20 protein-coding genes are annotated in these 21810 nt (G+C 71.1%); 19 read left to right on the plus strand and 1 reads right to left on the minus strand.

The window, feature by feature from the left end:
* Positions 1-102: 102 nt before the first annotated feature.
* The 11 genes from mltG to nusB all read left to right on the plus strand — a co-directional run bounded on the left by mltG (position 103) and on the right by nusB (position 10277).
* Positions 103-1917: an endolytic transglycosylase MltG gene (gene mltG, locus ACFYV1_RS24090; protein WP_389397599.1), complete on the plus strand. Its 1815-nt coding sequence runs from the start codon at positions 103-105 to the stop codon at positions 1915-1917.
* Positions 1917-2747: a shikimate dehydrogenase gene (locus tag ACFYV1_RS24095; RefSeq protein ID WP_389397600.1), complete on the plus strand. Its 831-nt coding sequence runs from the start codon at positions 1917-1919 to the stop codon at positions 2745-2747. The genes mltG and ACFYV1_RS24095 overlap by 1 nt, the downstream gene beginning before the upstream one ends.
* 41 nt (positions 2748-2788) lie before the next feature.
* Complete coding sequence (locus ACFYV1_RS24100) at positions 2789-3148, plus strand: hypothetical protein (RefSeq protein ID WP_389397601.1); 360 nt, start codon at positions 2789-2791, stop codon at positions 3146-3148.
* 149 nt (positions 3149-3297) lie between these two features.
* Positions 3298-4482 carry a chorismate synthase gene (aroC, locus tag ACFYV1_RS24105; protein WP_389397602.1) on the plus strand — a complete coding sequence of 395 codons (1185 nt, stop codon included), beginning with the start codon at positions 3298-3300 and terminating at the stop codon, positions 4480-4482.
* 29 nt (positions 4483-4511) lie between these two features.
* Positions 4512-4994 carry a shikimate kinase gene (locus tag ACFYV1_RS24110; RefSeq protein ID WP_389397716.1) on the plus strand — a complete coding sequence of 161 codons (483 nt, stop codon included), beginning with the start codon at positions 4512-4514 and terminating at the stop codon, positions 4992-4994.
* The gene (gene aroB / locus ACFYV1_RS24115; RefSeq protein WP_389397603.1) at positions 4991-6085 is read left to right on the plus strand and encodes a 3-dehydroquinate synthase; all 1095 of its coding nucleotides are present in this window, start codon (positions 4991-4993) and stop codon (positions 6083-6085) included. The genes ACFYV1_RS24110 and aroB overlap by 4 nt, the downstream gene beginning before the upstream one ends.
* Positions 6082-6522, plus strand: coding sequence for a type II 3-dehydroquinate dehydratase (locus tag ACFYV1_RS24120; protein ID WP_389397604.1), 441 nt, complete (start codon positions 6082-6084; stop codon positions 6520-6522). The genes aroB and ACFYV1_RS24120 overlap by 4 nt, the downstream gene beginning before the upstream one ends.
* A 208-nt stretch (positions 6523-6730) precedes the next feature.
* Positions 6731-7627: a Pro-rich N-terminal domain-containing protein gene (locus ACFYV1_RS24125; RefSeq protein WP_389397605.1), complete on the plus strand. Its 897-nt coding sequence runs from the start codon at positions 6731-6733 to the stop codon at positions 7625-7627.
* Between the two features lie 483 nt (positions 7628-8110).
* Complete coding sequence (locus ACFYV1_RS24130; protein WP_389397606.1) at positions 8111-9217, plus strand: aminopeptidase P family protein; 1107 nt, start codon at positions 8111-8113, stop codon at positions 9215-9217.
* Positions 9218-9279: 62 nt separating this feature from the next.
* Positions 9280-9846: an elongation factor P gene (efp, locus tag ACFYV1_RS24135; protein ID WP_366698241.1), complete on the plus strand. Its 567-nt coding sequence runs from the start codon at positions 9280-9282 to the stop codon at positions 9844-9846.
* 2 nt (positions 9847-9848) lie between these two features.
* Positions 9849-10277, plus strand: coding sequence for a transcription antitermination factor NusB (gene nusB, locus ACFYV1_RS24140; protein ID WP_389397607.1), 429 nt, complete (start codon positions 9849-9851; stop codon positions 10275-10277).
* 393 nt (positions 10278-10670) lie between these two features.
* Here nusB and bldD read toward each other — a convergent pair whose 3' ends face one another.
* Complete coding sequence (bldD, locus tag ACFYV1_RS24145) at positions 10671-11171, minus strand: transcriptional regulator BldD (RefSeq protein WP_005319862.1); 501 nt, start codon at positions 11169-11171, stop codon at positions 10671-10673.
* Positions 11172-11399: 228 nt separating this feature from the next.
* Here bldD and pyrR point away from each other — a divergent pair, with 228 nt between their 5' ends.
* The 8 genes from pyrR (at position 11400) to pyrF (ending at position 21396) form a co-directional block, all read left to right on the plus strand.
* Positions 11400-11978: a bifunctional pyr operon transcriptional regulator/uracil phosphoribosyltransferase PyrR gene (gene pyrR, locus ACFYV1_RS24150; protein WP_389397608.1), complete on the plus strand. Its 579-nt coding sequence runs from the start codon at positions 11400-11402 to the stop codon at positions 11976-11978.
* 88 nt (positions 11979-12066) lie between these two features.
* The gene (locus ACFYV1_RS24155; protein WP_389397609.1) at positions 12067-13068 is read left to right on the plus strand and encodes an aspartate carbamoyltransferase catalytic subunit; all 1002 of its coding nucleotides are present in this window, start codon (positions 12067-12069) and stop codon (positions 13066-13068) included.
* Positions 13069-13072: 4 nt separating this feature from the next.
* Complete coding sequence (locus tag ACFYV1_RS24160; protein WP_389397610.1) at positions 13073-14359, plus strand: dihydroorotase; 1287 nt, start codon at positions 13073-13075, stop codon at positions 14357-14359.
* A gap of 11 nt (positions 14360-14370) precedes the next feature.
* Positions 14371-14940: a hypothetical protein gene (locus ACFYV1_RS24165; RefSeq protein ID WP_389397717.1), complete on the plus strand. Its 570-nt coding sequence runs from the start codon at positions 14371-14373 to the stop codon at positions 14938-14940.
* On the plus strand, positions 14937-16088 hold the full coding sequence (gene carA, locus ACFYV1_RS24170; protein WP_389397611.1) for a glutamine-hydrolyzing carbamoyl-phosphate synthase small subunit: 1152 nt from the start codon (positions 14937-14939) through the stop codon (positions 16086-16088). The genes ACFYV1_RS24165 and carA overlap by 4 nt, the downstream gene beginning before the upstream one ends.
* On the plus strand, positions 16081-19389 hold the full coding sequence (carB, locus tag ACFYV1_RS24175) for a carbamoyl-phosphate synthase large subunit (RefSeq protein ID WP_389397612.1): 3309 nt from the start codon (positions 16081-16083) through the stop codon (positions 19387-19389). Before carA ends, carB begins: the two co-directional genes overlap by 8 nt.
* 58 nt (positions 19390-19447) lie before the next feature.
* Positions 19448-20557 (plus strand): quinone-dependent dihydroorotate dehydrogenase, encoded by a 1110-nt coding sequence (locus ACFYV1_RS24180; RefSeq protein WP_389397613.1) that lies wholly within the window; start codon positions 19448-19450, stop codon positions 20555-20557.
* Positions 20554-21396: an orotidine-5'-phosphate decarboxylase gene (gene pyrF / locus ACFYV1_RS24185; protein ID WP_389397614.1), complete on the plus strand. Its 843-nt coding sequence runs from the start codon at positions 20554-20556 to the stop codon at positions 21394-21396. Before ACFYV1_RS24180 ends, pyrF begins: the two co-directional genes overlap by 4 nt.
* The last annotated feature ends 414 nt before the right edge of the window (positions 21397-21810 follow it).

Genomic DNA, 21810 nt, shown 5'->3' on the forward strand with positions numbered 1-21810 from the left:
TCGCGATACGGTAACGTTCCGCGCGATGCGGCGGTGTTCGAACAGCCGCCGCACAGAAAAGAGGCGGATCGTTCCGCGCCGTCTCGCGGCCCTAGGGGATCGATGACTGAGTATGGCCGGGGCCCCGGCTCCGAACCGTGGCACCCCGAGGACCCGTTGTACGGGGACCAGGGGTGGGGAGGACAGCAGCCCGCGGCCGGTCACGATCCCTACGACGGCCAGTACGGTGCCCAGTCGCAGCACCAGCACCAGCAGCAGTACCAGCAGGCGCCGCAGCAGCAGTACCAGCAGGATCAGTACGGGCAGGGCCAGTACCCGCAGGGCCAGTACTCGCAGGACCAGTACGGCACGGGTCAGGGCCCGTACCAGGAGTCGTACCAGGACTCCTATCAGCAGACCGGTCAGCACTATCAGAACCCGCAGCACCAGCAGCAGGACCAGTACGACAGCGGCTGGGAGACGGGTCGGCAGGCCGCGATGCCGTACGGCGGCCAGCAGGGCGGCTACGCCACCCAGCAGGAGGCCGACTACTACGGCACGCCGGAGGCGTACCCGCCGCCGCAGCCGCCGAACCGTCGGCGTGCCGAGCCCGAGCCGGAGCCCGTCACCGACTGGGACGCGGAGGCCCAGCAGGAGGAGACCCACCCCTTCTTCACCGGCGACGACGGTCGTGACGACGACGACCGCGACCGCGACGGCGACGGCGACGGCGACGACCGCGACCGCGACGGCGACGGCGACGGCGACGACGGTGACGACGGTGACGACGACGGGCGTGCTCCCCGCGGGGGTGGCGGTGGCCGTGACCGCCGCGGCAAGGACAGGACCAAGAAGAAGGGCGGCCGCAACGGTCTCGCCTGCCTCGTGGTCGCCGCGGTCCTCGTCGGCGGCGTCGGCGCCATCGGCTACTACGGGTACGAGTTCGTCAAGGGCCAGTTCGGCGAGCCCGAGGACTTCGAGGGCACCGGCATCGCCACCACCGTCGAGGTGACGATCCCCAAGGGCGCGGGCGGCTACGAGATCGGAGCCGTCCTCAAGAGGAACGGCGTCGTCAAGAGCGTCGACGCGTTCGTCTCCGCCCAGGCCAAGAATCCGAAGGGCAAGCTGATTCAGGAGGGCGTCTACGTCCTGAAGAAGGAGCAGTCGGCCGAGAGCGCGGTCAAGGCGATGCTCGACCCGGCCAGCCGCAACAACCTGACAATCCCCGAGGGCACGCGCAACGCCACGATCTACGAACTGATCGACAAGAGACTGAAGCTCAAGGTCGGCACGACGAAGGAGACCGCGGGCAAGCAGGCGGACAGCCTCGGCCTGCCCGAGTGGGCGAAGAACCACGAGGACGTCAAGGACCCCCTCGAAGGGTTCCTCTTCCCCGCTGCCTATCCCGTCTCCAAGGGCGACAAGCCGGAGGCGATCCTCAAGAAGATGGTCGCCCGCGCCAACGCGGAGTACGAGAAGGCCGGTCTCGAGTCGAAGGCGAAGGGCCTCGGGCTCGAGAGCCCCTGGGAGCTGCTCACCCTCGCCAGCCTGGTGCAGGTCGAGGGCAAGACGCACGACGACTTCCGCAAGATGTCCGAAGTCATCTACAACCGTCTCGACCCCGCCAACACCGAGACCAACCAGAAGCTCCAGTTCGACTCCGCGTTCAACTACCTCAGAGGTCAGAGCGAGATCGACATCTCCGAGGAGGAGATCAACAGCAGCGACGATCCCTACAACACGTACTTCCACAGAGGCCTGACGCCGGGACCCATCAGCAACCCTGGCAACGAGGCGCTGTCCGCCGCCCTCAACCCGACGGACGACGGCTGGCTGTACTTCGTGGCGACTGACGGGATGAAGAAGACCGAGTTCGCGAAGACGTATGCCGAGCACCAGAAGCTGGTGGACAAGTTCAACGACTCGCGGGGCAACTGATGTCGTCGTCCCGTCACCGCGCGGCGGTCCTCGGATCGCCCATCGCGCACTCCCTCTCCCCGGTGCTGCACCGCGCCGCGTACGCCGCGCTCGGCCTCACCGACTGGTCCTACGACCGGTTCGAGGTCGACGAGGCCGCGCTGCCGGGGTTCGTCGCCGGGCTGGACGCGTCCTGGGCCGGACTGTCGCTGACCATGCCGCTGAAGCGGGCGATCATCCCGCTGCTCGACGGGATCAGCGACACGGCGGCCTCCGTCGAGGCCGTCAACACGGTGGTGTTCACCGAGGACGGCCGTCGTCTCGGCGACAACACCGACATTCCCGGCATGATTGCCGCGCTGCGGGAGCGCGGCGTCGAGAAGGTGGACTCCGCCGCGATCCTCGGCGCCGGCGCCACCGCGTCCTCTGCGCTCGCCGCCCTCGCCCGTGTCTGCACCGGCCCCGTCACCGCCTATGTGCGCAGCGAGGCGCGGGCCGCCGAGATGCGCGGCTGGGGCGAGCGCCTCGGAGTCGAGGTGCGCACCGCCGACTGGTCCGACGCGGCCCGCGCGCTGCGCGCCCCGCTGGTGATCGCCACGACGCCCGCCGGTACGACGGACGCCCTCGCGTCCGAGGTGCCCGCAACTCCCGGCACGCTCTTCGACGTGCTGTACGACCCCTGGCCGACCGCCCTCGCCGAGGCGTGGTCGCGGAAGTCCGGCACCGTCGTGGGCGGACTCGACCTCCTGGTGCACCAGGCCACCTTCCAGGTCGAGCAGATGACGGGCCGTTCCCCCGCTCCGCTGCGGGCCATGCGGCTCGCGGGCGAAAGCGCACTCGGCACTCGCTAGGATCTTCCCTGATTCCGTCACAGCACCGGGGGAGAACGGTCATGGAAACAGGCCAGCCGCAGGCGTCGATCCTCAAGAACGTCTTCGAGGGACTGATCCAGTTCCTGCCCGACTGGCTGGAGATCCCGCTCCTGTGCCTGCTCCTGGCCGTCATCCTTTTCGGCTGGGTGCAGTCGATCCGGGGGAAGATCGCCCGACGGCGTGCCGCCAGGGCGCCGCAGCCCGTCCTCCCGCCGCAGGGCGGTCAGGGACGCGGAGCCGACCACCTCGGCCCGTACGCCCCGGCCGCGCAGCACCCCGCAGCCCAGCAGTCCGCAGTCCAGCAGCCCGCCGCGCACGGCTCGAGCGGAGCGGACTTCCTCGGCGCGTACGCCCCTCAGCAGCGCCGGGACGGCGACTGAGGGACACCCCCGGGCCGTCCGCCGTCCGTCCGCCTGCTGGACCGGCGACCAAACGGCCGCCCCGGTCGTGGGAGGATCGAGGCAGGCGGGCCAGGGCCGCGCACCCGGTCGCGCCGTCGCAGTTCGAGGCGCGAGCATGAGGAGCACCGTTGAGCAGGTTGCGTTGGCTGACCGCGGGCGAGTCGCACGGACCCGCACTGGTGGCGACGCTGGAGGGTCTTCCCGCCGGTGTGCCCATCACCACCGACATGGTGGCGGACCATCTCGCCCGGCGGCGTCTCGGCTATGGGCGCGGCGCGCGGATGAAGTTCGAGCGCGACGAGGTCACCTTCCTCGGCGGCGTACGGCACGGTCTGACCATGGGCTCGCCGGTGGCGGTCATGGTCGGCAACACCGAGTGGCCGAAGTGGGAGAAGGTCATGGCGGCCGATCCCGTCGACCCGGACGAGCTGGCCCAGCTGGCCCGTAACGCGCCGCTGACCCGTCCCCGGCCCGGTCACGCCGACCTCGCCGGCATGCAGAAGTACGCGCTCGACGAAGCCCGGCCCGTCCTGGAGCGCGCGAGCGCCCGCGAGACGGCGGCGCGGGTCGCGCTGGGCGCGGTGGCCCGCTCGTACCTGAAGGAGACGACGGGTATCGAGATCGTCTCCCACGTGGTGGAGCTGGCCGCGGCGAAGGCCCCGTACGGTGTGGTCCCCGTGCCCGCCGACGAGGAGCGGCTGGACGCCGACCCCGTGCGCTGCCTCGACGCCGACGCGAGCAAGGCGATGGTCGCCGAGATCGACCAGGCCCACAAGGACGGCGACACCCTCGGCGGCGTGGTCGAGGTCCTCGCGTACGACGTGCCGGTCGGCCTCGGCTCGCACGTCCACTGGGACCGCAGGCTCGACGCCCGGCTCGCCGCCGCGCTCATGGGCATCCAGGCCATCAAGGGCGTGGAGGTCGGCGACGGGTTCGACCTGGCGCGGGTCCCCGGCTCCAAGGCGCACGACGAGATCGTGCCCACGGAAGAGGGAATCCGCCGCACGTCCGGCCGTTCCGGTGGCACCGAGGGCGGCATGTCCACCGGCGAACTGCTGCGCGTGCGCGCCGCGATGAAGCCGATCGCGACCGTGCCGCGGGCCCTGAGGACCATCGACGTGGAGACGGGCGAACCGGCGGCCGCGCACCACCAGCGCTCCGACGTGTGCGCCGTGCCCGCCGCGGGCATCGTGGCCGAGGCGATGGTGGCCCTGGTCCTCGCCGACGCCGTCGCCGAGAAGTTCGGCGGCGACAGCGTCACCGAGACCCGCCGCAACGTCAGCTCGTACCTCGAGAACCTCCACATCCGGTGAGCGGGCCACTGATCGTCCTGGTGGGGCCGATGGGCTCGGGCAAGTCCACCGTCGGCGAGCTGCTCGCCGAGCGACTGGGCGTGGCCTTCCGGGACACCGACGCCGACATCGTCGCCGCGGAGGGCCGTGAGATCTCCGACGTCTTCGTCGAGGACGGCGAGGAGCACTTCCGCGCCCTCGAGCGTGCGGCGGTGCGGACGGCCGTCGCCGAGCACCCGGGCGTGCTCGCCCTCGGAGGCGGCGCGATCCTCGACGACGGGACGCGCGAGCTGCTGGCGGGCCTCCGCGTCGCCTATCTCTCGATGGACGTGGAGGAGGCCGTGAAGCGCGTCGGCCTGGGCGCGGCCAGGCCGCTGCTCGCCGTCAACCCGCGCCGTCAGTGGCGAGAGCTGATGGACGCCCGCCGCCACCTCTACACCGAAGTGGCCCGCGTCGTCGTGGCCACCGACGACCGCACCCCCGAAGAGGTCGCGCAGGCGGTCCTCGACGCACTGGAGCTGAAGGACGTATGACTGACCAGGCAGTGACCCGTATCCAGGTCGGCGGTACGGCCGGTTCGGACCCGTACGAGGTGCTGGTCGGCCGGCAGTTGCTGGGCGAGTTGCCCGGCCTGATCGGGGACCGGGTCCAGCGGGTCGGCGTGATCCACCCGGAGGCGCTCGCCGAGACCGGTGAGGCCCTGCGCGCGGACCTCGCGGACCAGGGGTACGAGGCCGTGGCGATCCAGGTGCCGAACGCGGAGGAGGCCAAGACCATCGAGGTCGCGGCCTACTGCTGGAAGGCGCTCGGACAGACCGGCTTCACCCGCAGCGACGTCATCGTCGGTGTCGGCGGCGGCGCCACGACCGACCTCGCGGGCTTCGTCGCGGCCGGCTGGCTGCGCGGCGTGCGCTGGATCGCCGTCCCGACGACGGTGCTCGGCATGGTCGACGCGGCCGTCGGCGGCAAGACCGGCGTCAACACCGCGGAGGGCAAGAACCTCGTCGGCGCGTTCCACCCGCCGGCCGGTGTGCTGTGCGACCTGGCCGCGCTGGACTCGCTGCCGGTCAACGACTACGTCAGCGGCATGGCGGAGATCATCAAGGCCGGCTTCATCGCCGACCCGGTCATCCTCGACCTCGTCGAGTCGGACCCGCAGGGCGCCCGCACACCGGCGGGCCCGCACACGGCGGAGCTGATCGTGCGCTCCATCCAGGTCAAGGCCGATGTCGTCTCCAGCGACCTCAAGGAGGCCGGCCTCCGCGAGATCCTGAACTACGGGCACACCCTCGCGCACGCCATCGAGAAGAACGAGCGCTACAAGTGGCGGCACGGCGCCGCGGTCTCCGTCGGCATGGTCTTCGCCGCCGAACTCGGCCGCCTCGCGGGGCGGCTGGACGACGCGACGGCCGACCGGCACCGCGCGGTCCTCGAGTCCGTCGGACTGCCGCTGACCTACCGCGGCGACCAGTGGCCCAAGCTGCTCGAGACCATGAAGGTCGACAAGAAGTCCCGCGGCAATCTGCTGCGCTTCATCGTCCTCGACGGCCTCGGCAAGCCGACCGTGCTCGAGGGCCCCGACCCGGCGGTCCTCCTCGCCGCATACGGGGAGGTCTCCGCGTGACCCGCCGGGTGTTCGTGCTCAACGGCCCGAACCTCGGCCGCCTCGGCTCCCGCGAGCCGGACGTCTACGGCGCGACCTCCTACGCCGGTCTGGTGGACACCTGCCGGGCCCTGGGCAAGGAGCTCGGCTTCGACGTGGACGTGCGGGAGACGAACGACGAGGGCGAGATGATCCGCTGGCTCCACGAGGCGGCGGACGGTTCGATTCCGGTCGTTCTCAACCCCGGTGCGTTCACGCACTACTCGTACGGCATGCGCGACGCCGCGGCCCAGCGCACCGCGCCGCTCATCGAGGTGCACATCTCCAACCCGTACACCCGTGAGGCCTTCCGCCACACATCGGTGGTGGCCGCGGTCGCCAGCGGCACGGTGGCCGGCTTCGGCATCGGGTCCTACCGGCTCGCGCTGCGCGCGCTGGCGGAGGAACTCGGCGACTGACACGCGGCGGTGCCCCGCGGGGCGCCCGCAGGCGGCCGCAACCGTCCCGGCGTCCGGACGGGGCACTTCGAGCCGTTCCCGGCCGTTGTCGCTACGGCGGCCGGGGCCGACCGCCCGTGCGTGCCGCACCGGGAAGGTACCGTTCGGTAGCGCGGCGGCCACCGGCCGCCTGATCAAGCGTCAGTCGCACGAGACGGAGTGGCACCGGATGCAGCACGCAGTGGGGGCTCCGCTGCCGCCGCCCCACGGACCGGGGCAGGGACCGGCCGGATGGATACACAGCGCACAGCACCCGGGCCCCGGCCCGGGACTGCCCGTGGGGCCACCACCACCGCCCGCGGCCCCCGCGGGGCCCCCGCCCCCTCCGGCGGCCCCCGGTGCCCCGACAGGGCCGCCACCGCCGCCGCCGCTCGCTGCGCCGCCCGGTGCCGGTTGGACCGGGCCGCCGGCGTCGCATCCCTCCCGTGAGACGACGGGGCACATCCAGCTCCCGCCCGGGGGACCGGTCCCCGTACCCGCCCCGCCTCCGGCGGACAGCGGCACCGGCGCGGCCATGCTGGCCGTGCTGCTCATCGGCCCGGCGGGCGCCGGCAAGACGACGGTGGCGAGGCACTGGGCCAACAACCGCCGGGTGCCCACCGCGCACATCAGCCTCGACGACGTCCGCGAATGGGTGTGCTCCGGCTTCGCCGACCCGCAGTCGGGCTGGAACGACAACTCCGAGGCCCAGTACCGCCTCGCCCGCCGCACCTGCGGCTTCGCCGCCCGCAACTTCCTGGCGAACGGGATCTCCTGCATCCTCGACGACGCCGTCTTCCCGGACCGCCCCGTCGTCGGCCTCGGCGGCTGGAAGCGGCATGTCGGCCCCGGCCTGCTGCCGGTGGTGCTCCTGCCCGGCCTCGAGATCGTCCTCGAACGAAACGCGGAGCGCAGCGGGAACCGGCGCCTGTCCGACGAGGAGGTCGCCGGCATACACGGCCGAATGGCCGGGTGGTACGGGTCGGGTCTGCCGATCATCGACAACTCGAAGTACGACGTGGAGACGACGGCACGCGTCCTGGACGACGTGCTGGCGCGGGCGATCGCGAGCCCTCCGAGCTGGTAGCCGGGCCAGGCGCGGTGGCGGTCGCCGCCTGTCCCCCTTCCCGTCCCATCCCGCTGTACTGATGTGCGGCTCTGCCGCGTCCGGGCTCCGCCCGGACCCGCTGCCGCCCTGGCGGGCGGGTTCCGCCCGGACCTGGGCCGCCCTGGCGGGCGGTGTACCGCGCTCCGCGTGGTGGCCTCAACGCCCCCTACGGCCTGGCAGCCGTGGGTGGTGCCACAGCCCGGGCTGATTCCGCTCCGCGAAATCGCCCCGAGCGGCGGGGGCAACTCCAGCCTCGCCGGCGTTTGAGGCGCGGGGGTCCGGGGGCAGCGCCCCCGAAAACACCGCGCGGACCGCGGTACCGGGTCCGGGCGGGGCCCGCCACGCCGCGGAGCCGCACATCGGTGCACTGGGAAGTCGAGGGTAGGGAACACGCCCGCGCAGCGAACCCCCGCTCGGCCGCGTCACCGGGCCCCCGGCCCGCCACGCTCGTACGCTCGGAGAATGTCTGAGGTGTATGCGGTCCGCCGTGGCCGGCTGCGGGACAGATCCGCCGCGACCGGCAGCGCGGCGGCCCTGATCTCCCGGCCCGCCAACGTCCGCTATCTCGCGGGAGGCGCCCCGCCCGGCGCCGTACTGCTCCTGGGGCCGCGTGACGACGTGCTGCTCTGCCCCCGTAATCCGAGCGTCGACCCCGCCGACGGCCGGCCGGACGACGGACTGCGGCTCACCGTGCTGCCGACGTCCTCCGGCGACGCCGCGGTCGCGGCCGCCGAGCTGGCCCGTACGGACGGCGTCGACTCGCTGGCCGTCGAGGAGCACCATCTGACGGTCACCCGCCACCGGGCGCTCGGCTCCGTCGCCCCCAGGCTGCGCCTCGCGGATCTCGGTCCCGCGGTGGAGCAGCAGCGGATCGTCAAGGACGAGGACGAGATCGCCTGTCTGCGCATCGCGGCGGAGATCACCGACCAGGCCCTCGGCGAGCTGCTCGAGTCCATCCTGGTGGGCCGTACGGAGCGGCATCTAGCGCTCGAGCTCGAGCGCCGGCTCGTCGACCACGGCGCCGACGGCCCCGCCTTCGCGACCTCCGTCGCCACCGGTCCCAACTCGGGCCGCAGCGCCCATCGTCCGGGTGACCGGCGGGTCGAGGAGGGTGATTTCCTTTCCGTGTGCCTCGGCGCGAACTACCGCGGATACCGCTGCGAGATCGGCCGGACCTTTGTGATCGGCACGTCCCCGGCCGACTGGCAGATCGAGCTCTACGACCTCGTATTCGCCGCTCAGCGGGCCGGGCGGGAGGCTCTGGTGCCCGGGACCGAGTACCGCGACGTGGATCATGCGGCCCGGCAGATCCTGGACGCGGCGGGACACGGGGAGGCGCTCGCGGCGCGCACCGGGCACGGTGTCGGGCTCGAAATCGACGAGGACCCGCAGCTCGCCCCTGCGGCCATGGGTAAACTGGACGCTTGTGTGCCGGTCACCGTCGAACCGGGGGTCCACCTCCCGGGCCGGGGCGGGGTCCGGATCGATGACACTCTCGTCGTGCGCCAGGAGGCGGACGGCGGACCCGAGCTACTCACCATCACGACCAAGGAGCTGCTCGCGCTGTAGCCGAGCTGCGGTGTGAAAGCTTTGGTCGTCCATCCAGCGTCAGTCCAGGAGATTCCGCAACCGTGGCTTCCACGAACGACCTCAAGAACGGCATGGTGCTCAAGCTCGACGGAGGCCAGCTCTGGTCCGTCGTCGAGTTCCAGCACGTCAAGCCCGGCAAGGGCCCTGCCTTCGTGCGCACCAAGCTCAAGAACGTGCTCTCCGGCAAGGTCGTCGACAAGACCTTCAACGCCGGCGTGAAGGTCGAGACGGCCACCGTCGACCGCCGCGACATGCAGTTCTCGTACATGGACGGCGAGTACTTCGTCTTCATGGACATGCAGACGTACGACCAGCTGATGATCGACCGCAAGCAGGTCGGTGACACCGCGAACTTCCTGATCGAGGGCTTCACCGCCAGCGTCGCGCAGCACGAGGGCGAGGTGCTCTACGTCGAGCTGCCGGCCGCCGTCGAGCTCACGATCCAGCACACCGACCCCGGCGTGCAGGGCGACCGCTCCACCGGTGGTTCCAAGCCCGCCACCCTGGAGACCGGGTACGAGATCCAGGTCCCGCTCTTCATCACCACCGGTGAGAAGATCAAGGTCGACACGCGTTCCGGCGACTACCTCGGCCGGGTGAACAGCTAACCGTGGCTGCCCGTAACAAGGCGCGCAAGCGCGCCTTCCAGATCCTCTTCGAGGCCGACCAGCGCGGTGTGTCCGTGCAGAGCGTTCTCGCGGACTGGGTCCGGCATGCCCGTACCGACGAGCGGCAGCCGCCGGTCGCCGAGTACACGATGGACCTCGTCGAGGGGTACGCGGAGCACGCGGCCCGTATCGACGAGCTCATCGCCACGTACGCCGTCGGCTGGACGCTCGACCGTATGCCGGTCGTCGACCGGAACATCCTCCGGCTCGGTGCCTACGAGCTGGTCTGGAAGGACGAGACCCCGGACGCGGTGGTGATCGACGAGGCGGTGCAGCTCGCCAAGGAGTTCTCCACCGACGACTCGCCGGCGTTCGTGAACGGCCTGCTGGGCCGTTTCAAGGACCTCAAGCCGAGCCTGCGCCGAGACTGAGCGCACGGCGCCATCGGTTTCCCGGGCCCGGTCCGGAAGACGTCCCGTCTTCCGGACCGGGCCCGGTGCCGTTTCTGCGTCCGTGCCGCAGCCGCCCGGACCGGGGCGGACTCCCTCACGGCGCCCGTGCCGAGCCGCCGAGCCGCGACCCGCCGAGCCACCGACCCGCTGAGCCACCGACCCGCCGAGCCACCGACCCGCCGAGCCGCGAGCCGGAGGCAGAGGCGCCCCTGGAGCGGAGCGGTCCCGTACGGCCGTCCGGGTCCCCGGCGTGCCCCGGCCGCGCTGCGCGCGGCGACGCGGCGGCTGGTGACACGTCAGAGGGCGGGGCCGGTCAGGACCGGCCCCGCCCTCTGCGACGTGACGTTTTTTCAGCGCGCTTCTGCGCGGGTGTCAGCTCTCCTCGTGCGCGACCGCACGACGGGCGTCCGCGTCCAGAACGCCCCAGCTGATCAGCTGCTCGGTCAGGACCGACGGCGACTGGTCGTAGATCACGGCCAGGGTGCGCAGGTCGTCCTGGCGGATCGACAGCACCTTGCCGTTGTAGTCGCCGCGCTGCGACTGGATCGTGGCCGCGTACCGCTGCAGGGGGCCGGCCTTCTCCTGCGGGACGTGGGCCAGGCGCTCCAGGTCGAGGACGAGCTTCGGCGGCGGCTCCGCGGCACCTCCCGGCGTGGTGCCCGGAAGCAGCTCCTGGACCGGGACGCCGTAGAAGTCCGCCAGCTCGGCGAGGCGCTGCACGGTCACGGCACGGTCGCCGCGCTCGTAGGAGCCGACGACGACGGCCTTCCAGCGCCCCTGGGACTTCTCTTCCACGCCATGGAGGGAAAGCCCCTGCTGGGTGCGGATGGCGCGGAGCTTGGCCCCGAGCTGCTTTGCGTATTCGCTGGACATATAGCTCCCCGGACGCTGTGACAACGTGCGGCTCCGCCGCGCGACTGGTAACTCACTGTGAGGTTACGCAGCGTGACTTGGATGAGTCAAGCCGAATGGTCCGGACCGGTTTCGGCCAACGCCGAGGACCCGGATCAGTACTCCCATCAAGCCCTGGTAACGTGGACGGCGCAATTCCGACGTCCTTTAAGGTCCGTCCCGTGAGGCGGAGAAGGAGGTCCGTTTCTTATGGACGCTTCGAGCAGTTCCGATGCCGCCAGGCCCGTTCTCGAGGGCCCCGACATCGCGCGGGTACTGACCCGCATCGCCCACGAGATCGTCGAGCGTGCCAAGGGCGCCGACGACGTGGTTCTCCTCGGCATCCCGACCCGCGGTGTGTACCTCGCCCGTCGGCTGGCCGAAAAGCTTCAGGGCATCACCGGCCGGACGGTACCGGTCGGCTCCCTCGACATCACGATGTACCGGGACGATCTGCGGATGAAGCCCGCGCGTGCGCTGGCCCGCACCGAGATCCCCGGTGACGGCATCGACGGCCGTCTCGTCGTCCTCGTCGACGACGTGCTCTTCTCCGGTCGCACCATCCGCGCCGCGCTCGACGCCCTCGGCGACCTCGGCCGGCCCCGTGCCGTGCAGCTCGCCGTCCTCGTCGACCGCGGACACCGCGAGCTGCCCATCCGGGCCGACTACGTCGGCAAGAACCTCCCCACGTCGCTGCGCGAGACGGTCAAGGTCCAGCTCGCCGAGGAGGACGGTCGCGACACCGTGCTGCTCGGTCTGAGAGAGACCGCCCCGGTCGGCGAGCGGTAGCACCCGTACGCCCACCCCTGCGTACGGCGTGCCCTGCCGCGCGCCCGCATGCCTCGAAAACCTCCACAGACCTGGAGAAAACACCCAGATGATGCGCCACCTCATCTCGGCCGCCGACCTCACCCGCGACGAAGCCGTCCTCATCCTCGACACCGCCGAGGAGATGGCCCGGGTCGCCGACCGGCCGATCAAGAAACTTCCGGCCCTGCGCGGCCGTACCGTCTGCAACCTCTTCTTCGAGGACTCCACCCGCACCCGGATCTCGTTCGAGGCCGCGGAGAAGCGCCTCTCCGCTGACGTCATCAACTTCGCCGCCAAGGGCTCCAGCGTCTCCAAGGGCGAGTCCCTGAAGGACACCGCGCAGACCCTGGAGGCGATGGGCGTCGACGCCGTCGTCATCCGGCACGGAGCCTCCGGCGCCCCCTACCGTCTCGCCAACTCCGGCTGGATCGACGCCCCCGTCATCAACGCGGGCGACGGCACCCACCAGCACCCCACCCAGGCCCTGCTGGACGCCTTCACCATGCGCCGCCGCCTCGTCGGCAGGGACGCCGGGATCGGCAAGGACCTGGCCGGCCGGCGCATCACGATCGTCGGCGACGTGCTGCACAGCCGGGTCGCCCGCTCCAACGTCGACCTGCTGCACACCCTCGGCGCCGAGGTCACCCTCGTAGCCCCGCCCACCCTGGTGCCGGTCGGCGTGGAGACCTGGCCCTGCGAGGTCTCGTACGACCTGGACTCCACGCTCACCAAGTCCGACGCCGTGATGATGCTCCGGGTCCAGCGCGAGCGGATGAACGCCGCGTTCTTCCCCACCGAGCGCGAGTACTCGCGGCGCTACGGCCTGGACGGCGAGCGCATGGCACGGATGCCCGAGCACGCGATCGTGATGCACCCCGGCCCGATGGTCCGCGGCATGGAGATCACCGCCGAGGTCGCCGACTCCGACCGCTGCACGGTGATCGAGCAGGTCGCCAACGGCGTCTCGATCCGCATGGCCGTGCTCTACCTGCTGCTCGGCGGCGCTGTGTTCGCTTCACCGAATGTGTCCGACGCACCCACCACCACCAGCCGTACCGAGGAGAAGTAAGACCATGAGCAAGATCATTGTCCGCGGTGCGAAGGTACTCGGCGGCGAAGCCCAGGACGTCCTGATCGACGGCGCCACGATCGCGCAGGTCGGCACCGGCCTGTCCGCCGAGGGCGCACAGGTGATCGAGGCCGAGGGGCAGATCCTCCTGCCCGGCCTCGTCGACCTGCACACCCACCTCCGCGAGCCCGGCCGTGAGGACTCCGAGACCGTCCTCACCGGCACCCGCGCCGCCGCGAGCGGCGGCTACACCGCCGTGTTCGCCATGGCCAACACCTTCCCCGTCGCCGACACCGCCGGTGTCGTCGAGCAGGTCTACCGACTGGGCAAGGAGTCCGGCTACTGCGACGTGCAGCCCATCGGCGCCGTCACCGTCGGCCTCGAGGGCAAGAAGCTCGCCGAACTCGGCGCCATGCACGAGTCCGCGGCCGGTGTCACCGTCTTCTCCGACGACGGCAAGTGCGTCGACGACGCGGTGATGATGCGCCGGGCCCTGGAGTACGTGAAGGCCTTCGGCGGCGTCGTCGCCCAGCACGCCCAGGAGCCGCGCCTCACCGAGGGCGCCCAGATGAACGAGGGCATCGTCTCCGCCGAGCTCGGTCTCGGCGGCTGGCCCGCCGTCGCGGAGGAGTCGATCATCGCCCGCGACGTGCTGCTCGCGGAGCACGTCGGCTCCCGAGTCCACATCTGCCACCTCTCGACCGCAGGCTCCGTCGAGATCGTCCGCTGGGCCAAGTCCCGCGGCATCGACGTCACCGCCGAGGTCACCCCGCACCACCTGCTGCTCACCGACGAGCTGGTGCGCTCCTACAACCCGGTCTACAAGGTCAACCCGCCGCTGCGCACCGAGCGCGACGTGATGGCACTGCGCGAGGCGCTCGCCGACGGCACGATCGACATCGTCGCCACCGACCACGCCCCGCACCCGCACGAGGACAAGGACTGCGAGTGGGCCGCGGCCGCCATGGGCATGGTCGGCCTGGAGACCGCGCTCTCCGTCGTCCAGCAGACGATGGTCGAGACGGGACTGCTCGACTGGGCCGGCGTCGCCGACCGGATGTCCGTCAAGCCCGCGCAGATCGGACAGGCCAAGGGCCACGGCCGGCCCGTCTCGGCTGGTGAGCCCGCGAACCTCACCCTGGTCGATCCGGCATACCGTGGTGAGGTGGACCCCGCGGGCTTCGCCTCCCGTAGCCGCAACACCCCCTACGAGGGCCGCGAGCTGCCGGGACGCGTCACCCACACCTTCCTGCGGGGCCGGGCGACGCTCGTGGACGGGAAGCTGGCGTGACACCTGCACTGATGAATCTGGCCGCCGAGGCCGCCGTGGCCGCGGAACCCAAGTCGGCGGAGGTGACCGACTGGGCCGCCCGTATCGGCTGGGTCGTGGGACTCCTGCTCTTCATCGCCTTCGTCTACTGGCTGATGCGACAGGGCTGGAAGTGGCGCGGATCCCTCCAGTCGGACCTGCCCGAGCTGCCCACCGCGCCGGCGGAGCCCGGCGAGACGAGACTGAACACGACCGGCCGCTACCACGGCTCCACCACCGCCGGGCAGTGGCTCGACCGGATCGTCGCCCACGGACTCGGCACCCGCAGCCGGGTGGAGCTCACGCTCACCGACGCGGGACTCGACGTCGTACGACCCGGTGCGCAGGACTTCTTCGTACCGGCGGCGGCGCTGCGCGAGGCCCGGCTCGACAAGGGCATCGCGGGCAAGGTCCTCGCCGAGGGCGGTCTGCTGATCGTCACCTGGGCGCACGGCGACAAACTCATCGACTCCGGCTTCCGCTTCGACCACGCGGCCGAGCAGAGCACCTGGGCCGACACCCTGAACGACATGACCAAGACGACGGAAGGCACCGCACGATGACGATCTCCACCCGGGGAGCCGCCAAAGCTCCCGCCGTACTCGTCCTGGAGGACGGCCGCATCTTCCGCGGCCGTGCCTACGGGGCCGTGGGGGAGACCTTCGGCGAGGCGGTGTTCAACACCGGCATGACCGGCTACCAGGAGACCCTCACCGACCCCTCGTACCACCGCCAGGTGGTCGTGATGACCGCGCCGCACGTCGGCAACACCGGCGTCAACGACGAGGACGACGAGTCGAAGAAGATCTGGGTCGCCGGCTACGTCGTCCGCGACCCCGCCCGGATTCCCTCGAACTGGCGCTCCCGCCGCACCCTCGACGACGAGCTGGAGACCCAGGGCGTCGTCGGCATCAGCGGCATCGACACCCGTGCCCTCACCCGCCACCTGCGTGAGCGCGGCGCGATGCGCGTCGGCATCTTCTCCGGCGACGCGTTGGCTGACGACGCCACGCTGCTCGCCCGAGTCCAGCAGGCACCCGAGATGAAGGGCGCCGACCTCTCCGCGGAGGTCGCCACCGCCGAGGCGTACGTCGTCCCGGCGATCGGGAGCAAGAAGTTCACCGTCGCCGCCCTCGACCTCGGCATCAAGGGCATGACCCCGCACCGGATGGCGGAGCGCGGCATAGAGGTCCACGTCCTGCCCGCCACCGCCACCGTGGACGAGGTGTACGCCGTCAACCCCGACGGCGTCTTCCTCTCCAACGGCCCCGGCGACCCGGCCACGGCCGACCTCACCGTCATCCGGCAGGTCCTGGAGCGGAAGACGCCGCTGTTCGGCATCTGCTTCGGCAACCAGCTGCTCGGCCGTGCCCTCGGCTTCGGCACGTACAAGCTGAAGTACGGCCACCGCGGCATCAACCAGCCGGTGCAGGACCGCACGACCGGCAAGGTCGAGGTCACCGCGCACAACCACGGATTCGCCGTCGAGGCCCCCCTCGACAAGGTGTCCGACACCCCCTACGGCCGCGCCGAGGTCTCCCACGTCTGCCTCAACGACAACGTGGTGGAGGGCCTCCAGCTGCTCGACCAGCCGGCCTTCAGCGTCCAGTACCACCCCGAGGCGGCCGCGGGTCCGCACGACGCCGCGTACCTCTTCGACCGCTTCACGTCTTTGATGAGCACCGCCCAGATGGAGGCCGAGCGTGCCTAAGCGCACCGATATCCAGTCCGTCCTGGTCATCGGCTCCGGCCCGATCGTCATCGGCCAGGCCGCCGAGTTCGACTACTCCGGCACCCAGGCCTGCCGCGTCCTCAAGGCCGAGGGCCTGCGCGTCATCCTGGTCAACTCCAACCCGGCCACGATCATGACCGACCCGGAGATCGCCGACGCCACGTACGTCGAGCCGATCACCCCGGAGTTCGTCGAGAAGATCATCGCCAAGGAGCGCCCCGACGCGCTCCTGCCCACCCTCGGCGGCCAGACCGCGCTCAACACCGCCATCTCCATGCACGAGCAGGGTGTGCTGGAGAAGTACGGCGTCGAGCTGATCGGTGCCAACGTCGAGGCCATCAACAAGGGCGAGGACCGCGACCTGTTCAAGGGCGTGGTCGAGGCCGTCCGGGAGAAGATCGGTCACGGCGAGTCCGCCCGCTCGGTCATCTGCCACTCCATGGACGACGTCCTCGCGGGCGTCGACACCCTCGGCGGCTACCCGGTCGTCGTGCGTCCCTCCTTCACCATGGGCGGCGCCGGTTCCGGCTTCGCCCACGACGAGGACGAGCTGCGCCGCATCGCCGGCCAGGGCCTCACGCTCTCCCCGACCACCGAGGTGCTCCTGGAGGAGTCCATCCTCGGCTGGAAGGAGTACGAGCTGGAGCTGATGCGCGACAAGCACGACAACGTGGTGGTCGTCTGCTCCATCGAGAACTTCGACCCGATGGGCGTGCACACCGGCGACTCGATCACCGTCGCCCCGGCGATGACGCTGACCGACCGCGAGTACCAGCGGCTGCGCGACATCGGCATCGCGATCATCCGCGAGGTCGGCGTCGACACCGGTGGCTGCAACATCCAGTTCGCGGTCGACCCCGACGACGGCCGGATCATCGTCATCGAGATGAACCCGCGCGTGTCGCGGTCCTCGGCGCTGGCCTCCAAGGCCACCGGCTTCCCGATCGCCAAGATCGCCGCGAAGCTGGCAGTCGGCTACACCCTGGACGAGATCCCGAACGACATCACCGAGAAGACCCCGGCGTCGTTCGAGCCGACCCTCGACTACGTCGTCGTGAAGGCCCCCCGGTTCGCCTTCGAGAAGTTCCCGTCCGCCGACGCCACCCTCACCACCACCATGAAGTCGGTCGGCGAGGCCATGGCCATCGGCCGCAACTTCACCGAGGCGCTGCAGAAGGCCCTGCGCTCCCTGGAGAAGAAGGGCAGCCAGTTCGCCTTCACCGGCGAGCCGGGCGACAAGGACGAGCTGCTGCGCGAAGCGGTCCGGCCCACCGACGGCCGGATCAACACGGTCATGCAGGCCATCCGGGCGGGCGCCACCCCCGAGGAGGTCTTCGAGGCCACCAGGATCGACCCCTGGTTCGTGGACCAGATGTTCCTGATCAAGGAGCACGCCGACGAGCTGGCGGCCGCCGACAAGCTCTACCCCGAGCTGCTCGCCGACGCCAAGCGCCACGGCTTCTCCGACGCCCAGATCGCCGAGATCCGCGGCCTGCGCGAGGACGTCGTCCGCGAGGTCCGCCACGCGCTCGGCGTCCGCCCCGTCTACAAGACGGTCGACACCTGCGCCGCCGAGTTCGCCGCCCGTACCCCGTACTTCTACTCGTCCTACGACGAGGAATCCGAGGTCGCGCCCCGCTCCAAGCCCGCGGTGATCATCCTCGGCTCGGGTCCGAACCGCATCGGCCAGGGCATCGAGTTCGACTACTCCTGCGTCCACGCCTCCTTCGCGCTGCACGACGCCGGGTACGAGACCGTGATGGTCAACTGCAACCCGGAGACCGTCTCCACCGACTACGACACCTCCGACCGCCTGTACTTCGAGCCGCTGACGCTCGAGGACGTGCTGGAGATCGTGCACGCCGAGTCGCTGGCCGGACCGATCGCCGGAGTCGTGGTCCAGCTCGGCGGCCAGACCCCGCTCGGCCTCGCCCAGGCACTCAAGGACAACGGCGTCCCCGTCGTCGGCACCCCGCCGGAGGCGATCCACGCCGCGGAGGACCGCGGCGCCTTCGGGCAGGTCCTGGCAGAGGCCGGGCTGCCCGCGCCCAAGCACGGCACCGCCACCACCTTCGCCGGCGCCAAGGCCATCGCCGACGAGATCGGCTACCCGGTCCTGGTCCGCCCGTCGTACGTGCTCGGCGGCCGGGGCATGGAGATCGTCTACGACGAGACGCGCCTCGAGGCGTACATCGCCGAGTCCACCGAGATCTCCCCGACCCGCCCGGTCCTCGTCGACCGCTTCCTCGACGACGCCATCGAGATCGACGTCGACGCGCTCTACGACGGCCACGAGCTCTACCTCGGCGGCGTCATGGAGCACATCGAGGAGGCCGGCATCCACTCCGGCGACTCGGCCTGCGCCCTGCCCCCGATCACCCTCGGCGGCCACGACATCAAGCGGCTGCGCGTCTCCACGGAGGCCATCGCGAAGGGCGTCGGCGTCCGCGGACTGATCAACATCCAGTTCGCCATGGCCGGTGACATCCTCTACGTCCTCGAGGCGAACCCGCGGGCCTCCCGCACCGTCCCCTTCACCTCGAAGGCGACCGCGGTGCCGCTGGCGAAGGCCGCCGCCCGCATCTCGCTGGGCGCCACCGTCGCCGAGCTGCGCGAGGAGGGCCTGCTGCCGAAGAACGGCGACGGCGGCACCCTGCCGCTCGACGCGCCGATCTCCGTCAAGGAGGCCGTCATGCCGTGGTCGCGCTTCCGCGACGTGCACGGTCGCGGCGTCGACACCGTCCTCGGCCCGGAGATGCGCTCCACCGGCGAGGTCATGGGCATCGACTCGGTCTTCGGCACCGCGTACGCCAAGTCGCAGGCCGGCGCGTACGGCCCGCTGCCCACCAAGGGCCGCGCGTTCGTCTCCGTCGCCAACCGCGACAAGCGCTCGATGATCTTCCCGGCCCGCGAGCTGGTCGCCCACGGCTTCGAGCTGCTGGCCACCTCCGGCACCGCCGAGGTCCTCAAGCGCAACGGCCTCAACGCCACCGTCGTGCGCAAGCAGTCCGACGGCGAGGGCCCGAACGGCGAGAAGACCATCGTCCAGCTGATCCACGCCGGCGAGGTCGACCTCATCGTCAACACGCCCTACGGCACCGGCGGCCGTCTCGACGGCTACGAGATCCGCACGGCGGCCGTCGCACGCGGAGTCCCGTGCCTGACCACGGTCCAGGCGCTCGCCGCCGCCGTCCAGGGCATCGACGCGCTGGGCCGCGGTGACGTGAGCGTCCGTTCACTGCAGGAACACGCGGAACACCTGACCACGGCCCGCGACTAGCAACGACGAGGGGGACACCGGAAACGGTGTCCCCCTCCTCATGAGGACACCACTTCGCATGTACAAGTTCTTCTTCAACCTGGTCTTCAAGCGGATGGACCCGGAGCAGGCGCACCACCTCGCCTTCCGCTGGATCCGGCTCGCGGCCCGTGTCCCCGTGCTGCGCACCTTCGTCGCCGCGGCGCTCGCGCCCCGCCACAGGGAACTGCGCACCGAGGCCCTCGGACTGCGGATGCACGGCCCCTTCGGGCTCGCGGCCGGCTTCGACAAGAACGCCGTCGCGATCGACGGCATGTCGATGCTCGGCTTCGACCACGTCGAGATCGGCACCGTCACCGCGCAGCCGCAGCCCGGCAACCCCAAGAAGCGCCTCTTCCGGCTGGTGGCGGACCGCGCCCTGATCAACCGCATGGGCTTCAACAACGAGGGTTCCGCCGCCGTCGCCGCCCGCCTCGCGGCCCGCCGGGAGATCTTCCGTACGGTCGTCGGCGTCAACATCGGCAAGACCAAGGTCGTCCCGGAGGAGGAAGCGGTCGGCGACTACGTCACCTCGACCGAGCGCCTCGCCGCACACGCCGACTACCTCGTCGTCAACGTCTCCTCGCCCAACACGCCCGGCCTGCGCAACCTTCAGGCCACCGAGTCGCTGCGCCCGCTCCTGCGCGCCGTACGCGAGGCCGCCGACCGCACGGTCACCGGCCGCCGGGTGCCGCTGCTCGTCAAGATCGCGCCCGACCTGGCGGACGAGGACGTCGACGCCGTCGCCGATCTCGCCCTGGAGCTGGGCCTGGACGGCATCATCGCCACCAACACCACCATCGCCCGCGAGGGTCTCGGCCTGCGCTCGGACCCCTCGCTCGTCGCGGAGACCGGCGGCCTGTCGGGAGCGCCGGTCAAGGAGCGCTCGCTGGAGGTGCTGCGCCGGCTGTACGCACGCGTCGGCGACCGCATCACCCTCGTCGGTGTCGGCGGCATCGAGAACGCGGAGGACGCCTGGCAGCGCATCCTCGCCGGGGCCACCCTCGTCCAGGGTTACAGCGCCTTCGTCTACGAGGGCCCCTGCTACGCCCGCGCCATCCACAAGGGGCTCGCCGCGCGCCTCGCCGCGAGCCCGTACGCCACCCTCGCCGAGGCCGTCGGCGCCGAGACGCGAAAGGCCACCGCATGACCCTCGAGGAGACCTTCGGAGCCCGGCTGCGGCACGCCATGGACACCCGTGGCCCGCTCTGCGTCGGCATCGACCCGCACGCGTCGCTGCTCACCGCCTGGGGACTGAACGACGACATCGCCGGACTGGAGCGGTTCACCCGCACCACTGTGGAGGCCCTGGCCGACCGGGTCGCCGTGCTCAAGCCGCAGTCCGCGTTCTTCGAGCGCTTCGGTTCGCGGGGCATCGCCGTCCTGGAGAAGGCCGTGGCCGAGGCGCGTGCGGCGGGCGCGCTGGTGCTGATGGACGCCAAGCGGGGCGACATCGGCTCGACCATGGGCGCCTACGCGGAGACGTACCTGCACAAGGACTCACCGCTCTTCTCCGACGCGGTCACCGTCTCCCCGTACCTCGGTTTCGGCTCCCTGAGGCCCGCGCTGGACCAGGCCGTGCTGAGCGGATGCGGGGTCTTCGTGCTGGCCCTCACCTCCAACCCGGAGGGCGCCGAGGTGCAGCGCTCCACGGCGGCCGGCGGTGCGTCGCTGGCCCAGGTGATGCTCGACCACATGGCCGCGGAGAACGCCGGTGCCGCGCCCCTGGGCTCGGTCGGCGCGGTCGTCGGTGCGACGCTCGGCGACACCGGCGCGAACCTCGACATCAACGGCCCGCTGCTCGCCCCGGGCATCGGCGCCCAGGGCGCCACACCGGCCGACCTTCCCGGGGTCTTCGGCGCGGCGGTACGGAACGTGGTGCCGAGCGTGAGCCGCGGGGTCCTCAGGCACGGGCCGGACACGGCGGGGCTGCGCGCGGCGGCGGAGCGCTTCGCCGACGAGGTGCGCGCGGCGGTCGCCTCCGTCTAGCGGGCCGCCCGGCCGGCTTCCGCCGCGCCGCCCGGTGTCGTCGCTCACACCGGACGACTCACCGACGTGGACGACCCACCGGCCGGTGGGTCGTCCGATAGCTCTCGGCGCACGGTGTGTCTGCGCTGCGTGACCCCGCCGACCAGCGGGGACCGTCGGCGGCGTGTCGTCCGGGCCGCCGCGGAGCGGTCGCGGAACGGCGCCGGAGCCCGACCGGAGGGTTCCTTGACAGTTTCTTCACGCGAATCCTGGTCGTTTTGCCTGAAATGTCCCAGTCGATCGATGCTGACCAGGACTTTTCGTCTGTTCTCGCTGACTGGAGCGGCCTTGGCCGCTAGTCTCCGTCGAAGAGGGAACGTGCAGGGCAGGCGTACTGCGCTGCACGTCGCTCGCCAGGTGTGGGGCACTTGCGTT

Source organism: Streptomyces sp. NPDC003023 (assembly GCF_042888225.1).
Classification (GTDB): Bacteria; Actinomycetota; Actinomycetes; order Streptomycetales; family Streptomycetaceae; genus Streptomyces.